Origin of the sequence: Paraburkholderia sp. C35 (assembly GCF_003121405.1) — a bacterium.
Taxonomy (GTDB): domain Bacteria; phylum Pseudomonadota; class Gammaproteobacteria; order Burkholderiales; family Burkholderiaceae; genus Paraburkholderia.
This window is the reverse complement of record NZ_QBUY01000181.1, coordinates 1-9,623: the sequence shown is the minus strand read 5'-3', so window position 1 is coordinate 9,623 and position 9,623 is coordinate 1. Positions and strand designations below refer to the sequence as shown.

Sequence of the window (9,623 nt, the reverse complement as noted above, 5' to 3'; positions counted from 1 at the left end):
TTAGCCCGCTTTCTTTGCTTACTTTCTTTGCGGCGGCAAAGAAAGTAAGTGCCGCCCCGCACAGGGGCAACGCTAGCGAACCAGAAGCAAACCGCGGATGCCAGTAAAAACCCTGGCAAACCAAACCAACCCAACCACCGCCTCCATTCTAGGCCCGCGCAGCCTCCCCCCGCCAGCAGCTAAAAAGAAATCACCAAACCCTCTGGCGGATTTCGCAATTGCCGCGCGAATACACAAGCGTCAGCATGACGACAAATCAAACGGCCCACCCGAACACCTCGAAAGGAGACACTCATGTCCTACTTCGAACACTTGCCCGCCGTGCGTTATGAAGGCCCGCACACGGACAACCCGTTCGCCTACCGTCATTACGACAAGAACAAACTGGTACTCGGCAAACGCATGGAAGATCACCTGCGTCTCGCCGTCTGCTACTGGCACACCTTCGTCTGGCCGGGAGCGGACATGTTCGGACCGGGCACGTTCGAACGCCCATGGCATCGCTCAGGCGATCCGATGGAAATGGCCCACGCTAAAGCCGATCATGCATTCGAACTGTTCTCGAAGCTGGGCACACCGTTCTATACGTTCCATGATGCCGACGTCGCGCCGGAAGGCGACAGCATCAAAAGCTATGTGAACAACTTCAAGGCGATGACCGATGTGCTTGCCCGCAAGCAGGAGCAGACAGGTATCAAGCTGCTGTGGGGCACGGCAAACCTGTTCTCGAATCCCCGCTATGCAGCGGGCGCAGCGACTAACCCTAACCCGGATGTGTTCGCCTTTGCGGCAACCCAGGTATTCAATGCGCTCGAAGCGACGAAACGCCTGGGCGGAGAAAACTATGTGCTGTGGGGTGGCCGCGAAGGCTACGAAACCCTGCTCAATACCGACCTCAAGCGAGAGCGCGAACAGCTTGGTCGCTTCATGAGCATGGTTGTCGAGCACAAGCACAAGATGGGCTTCAAGGGCGCGTTGCTGATCGAACCGAAACCACAGGAACCCACCAAACATCAGTACGACTACGACGTTGCCACCGTACACGGCTTTCTCACGCAATTCGGCCTGCAGGACGAAATCCGCGTGAACATCGAAGCCAATCACGCCACGCTGGCCGGTCATTCGTTTCACCATGAAATCGCCAATGCGTTCGCGCTCGGCGTATTCGGCAGCATCGATGCGAATCGCGGCGATGCGCAAAACGGCTGGGATACGGATCAATTCCCAAATAGTGTCGAAGAACTCACGCTCGCGTTCTACGAGATCCTGCGCAACGGCGGCTTCACGACTGGCGGCATGAACTTCGACGCCAAGGTGCGCCGTCAAAGTGTCGATCCCGATGATCTGCTGCATGGCCATATCGGCGCAGTCGACGTGATCGCCGTCGCGCTGGAGCGTGCTGCACATCTTATCGAGAACGACCGGTTGAATGCGTTCAAGCAGCAGCGTTATGCCGGCTGGGATAGCGACTTCGGACGCAAGGTACTGGCGGGTGACTATTCGCTGGAATCGCTGGCAAGCGATGCAGTGCAGCGAAACATTGCGCCGCGTCATGTCAGCGGACGGCAAGAGCATCTCGAGAACATCGTCAATCAGGCAATCTACTCAACCCCAAAGTAAGCGGGAAGACAGCACGAAAAATCGTTAGCAGCGCCGGTAGATTTCGCAATTGCTCCACCGGCGCGCACGGCACACGCTGTCGTGCAAACAAAAATGGGGCAGCTTTCAAAACCGATGCTCGCGAACAGGTATTCGCAGCGCACCCTGAGGTTAAGACGGCGTTTCGTTTCTCTCGCATTCGAAACCGCACGCAACCCTAAATGGAGTGAGACATGAAATCTGCAATGCGTCGTTCCGTATTGAGTTCCCTCGTTTGCGCCGCGATGGCCGCCGGTCTGACGATGATTGCGCCGCTCGCGCACGCGAGCAAGGACAAGCCGGAAATCGGCTTCTGCATCGACGATTTGCGTGTCGAGCGCTGGTCGCGCGATCGCGACTATTTCGTTGCTGCCGCAACGGCGCTCGGCGCAAAAGTATCCGTGCAATCCGCCGACGCAAGCGAAGCACGGCAAATCTCGCAGATCGAAAACCTGATCTCGCGCGGCGTCGATGTGATCGTGATCGTGCCGTTCAATTCGAAGACGCTCGGCAATGTCGTGGCTGAAGCGCACAAGGCGGGCATCAAGGTCGTGTCGTATGACCGGCTGATTCTCGATGCCGATGTCGATGCCTATATCTCATTCGACAATGAGAAGGTGGGTGAACTGCAGGCGCAAGGCGTCTTTAACGCGCAACCGAAGGGCAACTACTTCCTGCTTGGCGGCGCGCCGACCGACAATAATGCCAAGATGCTGCGCGAAGGGCAGATGAAGATCCTCAAGCCCGCTATCGATCGCGGTGACGTAAAGATCGTCGGCCAGCAGTGGGTGCCGGAATGGAGCGCCGCAACGGCGCTGCGCATCACCGAAGATGCGTTGACGGCGAACAACAACAAGATCGATGCGATCGTCGCGTCGAACGACGGCACGGCAGGCGGCGCCATTCAGGCGCTCGCGGCGCAGAAGATGGCAGGCAAGGTGCCCGTGTCCGGTCAGGACGCTGACCTCGCCGCCGTCAAGCGCGTGATCGCCGGGACGCAGACGATGACCGTCTACAAGCCGCTGAAGCTGATCGCCGGCGAAGCGGCCAAGCTCTCCGTCGATCTCGCGAAGGGCGAGAAGCCCGCGTTCAACGCGAAGTACGACAACGGCAAGAAGCAGGTCGACACCGTGCTGCTGCAACCCACGTTGCTCACCAAGAGCAATGTCGATGTCGTCATCAAGGACGGCTTCTATACGCAGGCGCAACTGGCTGGCAACTGATCGCGGGCGCGGGCGTTTGCGGCGCGACAGCCGAAAGCGCCCGCGCATCTTTCATCCATCCAGGAACTACGCATGGCACAAGCGCTACTTGAGCTGCGCGGCATCGCCAAATCGTTTGCCGGCGTGAAGGCGCTCGACGGCATCGATCTCCTCGTCAAGCCGGGCGAATGCGTCGGATTGTGCGGCGAAAACGGCGCAGGCAAATCGACGCTGATGAAGATCGTCTCCGGCGTCTATCCGCACGGCGACTGGTCGGGCGAAATCCTCTGGGACGGCAAGCCGCTCGTTGCGCAGAACATTCGCGATACCGAACGCGCAGGCATCGTCATCATTCACCAGGAACTGATGCTGGTGCCGCAGCTGTCGGTGGCCGAGAACATTTTTCTCGGCAACGAAATCACGCTGCCCGGCGGCCGCATGAATTACGCGGCCATGTATCAGCGCGCCGACGAACTGCTGCGCGAACTGAACATCACAGGCATCAATGTCGCGCAGCCGGTGATGAACTACGGCGGCGGCCATCAGCAACTGATCGAAATCGCCAAGGCGCTGAACAAGCAGGCGCGGTTACTGATACTCGACGAACCTTCTTCATCGCTGACGGCAGCGGAAACGAAGATTCTGCTCGACATCGTGCGCGATCTGAAGAGGCGCGGCGTGGCGTGTGTGTACATCTCGCACAAGCTCGACGAAGTCGAAGCCGTGTGCGACACGATCACCGTGATACGCGATGGCAAGCATGTCGGCACGCAGCCGATGAAACTGCTCACCACCGATCGCATCATCGCGATGATGGTGGGGCGCGAGATCACGAATCTGTTTCCGCGTGAGCCGCACGAGATTGGCGATGTGATCTTCGAGGCGCGCAACGTCAGTTGCTATGACGTGACCAATACGAATCGCAAGCGTGTCGACGATGTGTCGTTTGCGTTGCGCAAGGGCGAAATACTCGGCGTGGCGGGCCTGGTAGGCGCGGGCCGCACGGAGTTGATGCAGGCGATCTTCGGCGCGTATGCGGGTGTGAGCGAAGCGGAAGTGTGGATGGACGGCAAGCGCCTGAAAATCCGCACACCCGCCGATGCGATCAAGGCCGGCATCGCGATGGTGCCGGAAGACCGCAAGCGTCATGGCATCGTGCCGCAACTGGGCGTGGGCCACAACATCACGCTCGCCGTGCTGCAACGCTTCGCGAAAGGCGGGCGCATCGATTCGGCATCGGAACTCGACACGATCAATTCGGAAATGAAGCGGCTGTCGGTGCGCGCAGCATCGCCGATGCTGTCGATTGCCAGTCTGTCGGGCGGCAACCAGCAAAAGGCCGTGCTCACGCGCATGCTGCTCACGGATCCTTCCGTGCTGATTCTCGATGAACCCACGCGCGGCGTCGACGTCGGCGCGAAGTTCGAAATCTACAAGCTGATGTTCGCGCTCGCGAAACGCGGTGTGTCGATCATCATGGTGTCGTCAGAACTGCAGGAAGTGCTCGGCGTGAGCGACCGCGTGCTGGTGATCGGCGAAGGCGAGTTACGCGGCGACTTCGTCAATGACGGTCTCACGCAGGAACACATTCTCACGGCTGCCATCGCGGCAAAGCATCAAGGCGCGAACGTGCAAGGCAACGGCCCCACTCAACTGGCGAGCGTCGCATGACTCCTGATCTCACTTCTTCCGATAGCCACGGCAAGCACGGCGCATCGCTCGCGTCGGGGCAGCGCATCAAGCTGCTGTTCGCGCGCTACAAGTTGCTCGCGCTGCTGCTGGCTGTCGCTGTTATCTGGGTGTTCTTTTCGTTTCTCACGGAAGGCGCGTTCGTTACACCGCGCAACTTGTCGAACCTGTTGCGGCAGATGTCGATCACCGGGATGCTCGCGTGCGGGATGGTGTTCGTCATCATCTCGGGCGAAATCGATCTGTCGGTTGGCTCACTGCTCGGCCTGCTCGGCGGCGTCGCAGCGATACTCGATGTCACGTATCACTGGCCGCTCGCCGCGACCTTGCCTGTCGTGATGGTGCTCGGCATCGCGATTGGCCTTTTCAACGGCTGGTGGTCGACCTATCTGCGCGTGCCGTCGTTCATCGTTGGCCTTGGCGGCATGCTTGCATATCGGGGCGTGCTGCTGGGCATCACGGGCGGCTCGACGATTGCGCCTGTCTCCGACAACTTCGTGTTCATCGGCCAGGGCTACTTGCCGCGAATTGCAGGCGATACGCTCGCCGTAGTGCTGTTCGTGCTGCTCGCGGCACTGACGGTGCGGCAACGGCAGAAGCGCCAGCACTACAAGCTGAGCGTCGTGCCGCTGTGGCAGGACGGCGTGAAGATCATCGCGACGGGGCTGATCCTGCTTGCATTCGTCGCCACGCTCAACCGCTATGGCGGCATTCCCGTGCCTGTGCTGTTGCTGCTCGCGCTGCTCGGCATCTTCACCTACATCGCGACGCAGACAGTATTCGGACGGCGCATTTACGCTGTCGGCTCGAATCTCGAAGCGACGCGTCTGTCGGGCGTCAATACGAATCGTGTGAAGCTCGCGATCTTCGCGCTGATGGGATTGATGTGCGCGTTCGGCGGCCTCATCAATACGGCGCGGCTCGCGGCGGGGTCGCCGTCGGCGGGTTCGATGGGCGAGCTCGATGCGATCGCGGCGTGCTTTATCGGCGGGACGTCGATGCGCGGCGGCTCGGGCACCGTATATGGCGCGCTGATCGGCGCGCTGGTGATGGCGAGCCTCGATAACGGCATGTCGATGCTCGACGTCGACTCCTATTGGCAGATGATCGTGAAGGGCGGCATTCTGGTGCTTGCGGTGTGGATCGACGTGGTGTCGGGGTCCGACCGGCGCTAGCGCAAAGCGCACGGCCGTGGTGCGCTGCACCACGGCACAGCATCGCCGCGCTTCGTTGCGGCGCGTGCGAGCGCCCCGTAGCGGGCGCTTTTTGTTTGTCGTGCAGAAGCAAAGCGCCGCGCGCGAAAAATTCGAAGAAAAACGCGCAGGCCATGTCCAGCAAGCGATTGCGCGCTCTGCGAATGCATCGTCAAGTGCCTTTCGGCACGCATGCAGCGGCTCTGAATACGCCGATGGCATACCTATTGCGTTATCCGCCGCGAAGCCAACGGCGGCTTCCATGAATTCCTGATTTTTGCGGAACGCTCGCGAGACGAGCGGACCGGCGGGGCAACGGCGTCCCGAAGCGTAACGTGCGAGGAGCGTTCGATCCATGCGATCGGGCCACGCGTGTGCGCTTCGGGACGCTTTTTTTTGCGCAACCGAAACGTGCATCGACGCGATCCAGCATGACGAACGAACAGATCACCACGCAAGGCAATGAAGTGTCGGGACAGACGATCGGCGAGCTGATCAATCTGTCGGGCCGGCAACGCATGCTGTCGCAACGCATCGTGCTGCATGTGCTGCTGGCATCGCATGGCGACGCGGCTGCGCTTGCTGTTGCGCGCGAATGTCTTGCGACGTTTGCGTCGACGCATCGCGTGCTGGTGAGCGGCGACGACCGCTTGCCCGGCGTGTTCTCGGACGCGTTGCGGCAGCTTTACGACGGCACAAGCAAAGCGGACGAGCGTGTGCAGCGCTTTATCGCGTTGACGGAAGAGACCGTTGCACGCGTGGAAGCCAGCGACGATGCCGCCCGCGAGCACGTCGATGCGCTCGTCGCGCAGGCGACGCCGCTGCTCGAACTGTTGCAGGAAATCACGCTTGCGTATCAGAACGAGATGCGCGGCATCGAGGCAGCGACGCAGCGTCGTCAGGCCGCCATTGCGGAGCAGCTTTCGAGCATCTCGATGCAGGCCAACATCGTCGCGTTGAATGCGCGCATCTCGGCAGCGCGCGCGGGTTCATACGGCCGCGAGTTTGCCGTCATCACGACCGTACTCGCCGACATCATCAAGGAGATGGACACGCTGATCTACAGCGTCGTCGATCACGACACCGATCAGGCTTCGCCACGACGCGGCGCATTGCGCAACCGCGTGCATGACGCAGCGCAGTCCGCGCGTCCACGTGCAACCGAACGTGCATTCCCCTAGCGCTTCACTCGACTCACGCCCCAGCCCAGCTTCAGTTCAATGAGAGAGACCCATGAAAAACCTGCTGAATTCGCTTGCGAGCGGTAACTGGCGCGCGCTGCTCGCGTGCTTCCTCTACTTCGATACGGGCTTCACGGTCTGGGTCATGTTCGGTCCGCTCGCGCCGTTCATCAACAAGAGCATCGCGATGTCGCCCGCGGAACTGGGCTTCCTCGTAGCCGTGCCGGTGCTCGGCGCGGCGATCCTGCGCGTCACGCTGGGCAACCTCTATCAGGCGTGCGCCGGACGGCGCGTTGCGTTGATGGGGATCGCATTGTCGGCGATTCCGTCGGTCGTGCTGCTGCTGATGCCGGGCGCGCCGTCATACACGTTGCTGCTGATTCTCGGCGTGTTTCTCGGCGTGGGCGGTGCGAGCTTTGCCGTTGCATTGCCGATGGCGGGCAGCAACTATCCGCCGAAGGTGCAGGGTCTGGTGCTGGGGCTGGCGGCTGCGGGCAATATCGGCGCCGTGCTGGACGGCTTCATGTTCCCGGCACTCGCCGATCACTTCGGCTGGGCGAAGGCTGCAGGCGCTGCGCTGCCGCTGCTGGGCATCGCTGCCATCGCGCTGTTTTTCTGGGCGAAGGATCTCGGACAGAAGTCGGGCAGCGGCGTGCGTGCGCTGCGCAGTTTCTTCGTGACGCTGGTGGGACTCGTCGCACTGGTGGTGGCCGTGCATGCAGGCGTGTTCGGCGCGGGCAAGACGGGTGTGCTGCTGTTGCCTGTGCTCGGCGCGCTGCTCGCAATTGCGGTGCTGCCGAAGCACTATCGCAGTGTGCTGGTGGAAGGCGATACGTGGGTCGTGATGCTGGTCTATAGCATCACGTTTGGTGGCTTTGTCGGGATGTCGTCGTATGTGACGACGCTGCTGATTTCGCTGTATCAGATGCCGCGTCTCGAAGCGGGGCTGTTCATGTCGCTGCTGGCGTGTATCGGTGCGCTGGTGCGTCCCGTCGGCGGGCTGGTTGCCGATCGCATTTCGGGCGTGCGTGCGCTGGTGATTCTGCTCGCCGCGATCTCGTTGTGCGATTTCCTGTTCGCTGCGTGGATGCCGCCTGTGTCGGCAGGTATCGCGCTGCTGATCGCCATGTATGTGTGCTTCGGTCTCGGCAACGGCGCGACATTCCAGCTCGTGCCGCAGCGCTGGAAGGGCAAGACCGGGTTGATGTCAGGGATCGTTGGCGCAGCAGGCGGGATCGGCGGTTTTTATCTGCCCGTGATCATGGGTATCGCGAAGGAAGGCACGGGCAGTTATCAGAGGGGCTTTGCGACTTTCGGTGGCTTGTCGGCGCTGGCGTTCGGGCTGGTGGTGCTGCATCGCGCGCGCTGGCTCGAATGGGCGCTGCCGAAAGAGAGCCATATGGTGGTCGAGCCGATTCGGGCGGGTGTGAGCGCGGATAGCGGAGCGTAACGATGCTGCGCGTTTCCTGACGCATTTCATTGGATTATGGTTCGACGATCGCCAGCGCATCAAAGGCTGGCGATTTTCATTTGTTGCCTCGTTTATAGGTATTTCATCTGATGAATCAGGGATTACGATAATCGGATTCTTTAATCTGCAACATGTTTTAAACGCAATGCGGCGAATTCATGTTTTAGCCATTTTTTCGCGGTAATCTCGTGACCAGAGGATTCAGTTTTCATCAGTTTCTTTTTTCTCGCGCCGGCAGTTTGCCTATTCCCCTCGATATCGCTGAGCGGATTGCGAAGGAGAACCGATATGCAGAGCGTGATCGTCTCCCAGAGATTCAACGGACAACCCGTCGACATCATCCTGTGCGAGCTCGCTGCGTACGAGTGGGCGTGGGAAGTCTTTAATTGGACCAACGAGTGGTACGCGCGCAATGCGCCGCGGCGCCTGTGCTGCAGTCAGGAGACCGCGTTGCTCGAGGCGAAAGCGGCCATCGAGCTTGAACTCGCGAAAGCGTAGAAAGCGCGTCATGCGTCTGTCACGCGCGTGTTCGAAACGCGATAGTGTCGTGGCGTCACGTGCGCGTTACGTCGCACTTGCCGGGAACACGTGACGATGTCTGTTCCATCGCGCTCTGCTTGACCTGGAGCGTGTCTGTTTTATCGTAGCGTGCGAAATCTTTTGCCGCGCAGCCTTGCGCGATGCGTGCGCGTTCTATTTCCCATTTGCAGTGCTGTCCGTTCCTCTCTCGCGTGAGCGTCTGTCGAAATGGCATTGGCCTTGCGTAAGTGCCTGACCCGCGCGGTTCGATACGGGGTGGATGTCAGCGCATATCTCTCATAAACGCACGACGGCGTGGCTGGTTTGGCCCGTCGACGGCATAAGCGCGACGCACTGTACCGCCTCGCTATCGATCGACTCGGGCAGAGACCAATCAGCGGATCTCCGGGGGCACTGATTACACCTTTGATAACAGGCGTCTCACGACGCAAAAGGACTAATCATGGCTCCCTTCACAATCAGATACACGATCTGCGCGTCTGCGTGCGCGCTGCTTCTGCTGTCGATAGCGGGTACGAGCGTCGCCGGCGAAAGCGATATGGGTTCGGGCATGCCGCCCGGCATGTCGCAACCGGGAGGATGGGGCAGTACGCCGACATCGCCGGGCACGGGATGGGGATGGCCGTCGGGATTTCCTGGGGTGCCGGGCATACCCGGGGACGGCGGTGGGTATGGATGCTGTCTGTTGTACACAGCTGACGCTGCCGAC

Annotated in this window: 8 protein-coding genes; all 8 read left to right on the top strand. The window is 60.6% G+C overall.

Annotated features, from left to right (window positions below; all coding sequences use genetic code 11):
- Positions 1–294 precede the first annotated feature (294 nt).
- Positions 295–1,620, top strand: a complete 1,326-nt coding sequence (gene xylA, locus DK391_RS42980; RefSeq protein ID WP_109484091.1) for a xylose isomerase — start codon at positions 295–297, stop codon at positions 1,618–1,620.
- Between the two features lie 212 nt (positions 1,621–1,832).
- A complete protein-coding gene (gene xylF / locus DK391_RS42975; RefSeq protein WP_109484090.1) occupies positions 1,833–2,861 on the top strand; it encodes a D-xylose ABC transporter substrate-binding protein in 1,029 nt (342 codons plus the stop codon).
- 72 nt (positions 2,862–2,933) lie between these two features.
- On the top strand, positions 2,934–4,511 hold the full coding sequence (gene xylG / locus DK391_RS42970) for a D-xylose ABC transporter ATP-binding protein (RefSeq protein ID WP_109484089.1): 1,578 nt from the start codon (positions 2,934–2,936) through the stop codon (positions 4,509–4,511).
- On the top strand, positions 4,508–5,704 hold the full coding sequence (locus DK391_RS42965; RefSeq protein WP_109484088.1) for a sugar ABC transporter permease: 1,197 nt from the start codon (positions 4,508–4,510) through the stop codon (positions 5,702–5,704). The genes xylG and DK391_RS42965 overlap by 4 nt, the downstream gene beginning before the upstream one ends.
- Positions 5,705–6,153: 449 nt before the next feature.
- Positions 6,154–6,903: a methyl-accepting chemotaxis protein gene (locus DK391_RS42955; protein ID WP_109484092.1), complete on the top strand. Its 750-nt coding sequence runs from the start codon at positions 6,154–6,156 to the stop codon at positions 6,901–6,903.
- Between the two features lie 52 nt (positions 6,904–6,955).
- Positions 6,956–8,353 carry an MFS transporter gene (locus DK391_RS42950; RefSeq protein WP_109484086.1) on the top strand — a complete coding sequence of 466 codons (1,398 nt, stop codon included), beginning with the start codon at positions 6,956–6,958 and terminating at the stop codon, positions 8,351–8,353.
- Positions 8,354–8,662: 309 nt separating this feature from the next.
- Complete coding sequence (locus tag DK391_RS42945; protein WP_109484085.1) at positions 8,663–8,872, top strand: hypothetical protein; 210 nt, start codon at positions 8,663–8,665, stop codon at positions 8,870–8,872.
- Between the two features lie 484 nt (positions 8,873–9,356).
- On the top strand, positions 9,357–9,623 hold a 267-nt coding region (locus tag DK391_RS45140), incomplete at its 3' end, for a hypothetical protein (RefSeq protein WP_204117541.1).

Excerpts from the sequence above, each read along its gene's own strand:
- xylA (WP_109484091.1), top strand. The coding sequence starts at position 295 with ATGTCCTACTTCGAACACTTGCCCGCCGTGCGTTATGAAGGCCCGCAC.
- xylF (WP_109484090.1), top strand. The coding sequence starts at position 1,833 with ATGAAATCTGCAATGCGTCGTTCCGTATTGAGTTCCCTCGTTTGCGCC.
- xylG (WP_109484089.1), top strand. The coding sequence starts at position 2,934 with ATGGCACAAGCGCTACTTGAGCTGCGCGGCATCGCCAAATCGTTTGCC.
- DK391_RS42965 (WP_109484088.1), top strand. The coding sequence starts at position 4,508 with ATGACTCCTGATCTCACTTCTTCCGATAGCCACGGCAAGCACGGCGCA.
- DK391_RS42955 (WP_109484092.1), top strand. The coding sequence starts at position 6,154 with ATGACGAACGAACAGATCACCACGCAAGGCAATGAAGTGTCGGGACAG.
- DK391_RS42950 (WP_109484086.1), top strand. The coding sequence starts at position 6,956 with ATGAAAAACCTGCTGAATTCGCTTGCGAGCGGTAACTGGCGCGCGCTG.
- DK391_RS42945 (WP_109484085.1), top strand. The coding sequence starts at position 8,663 with ATGCAGAGCGTGATCGTCTCCCAGAGATTCAACGGACAACCCGTCGAC.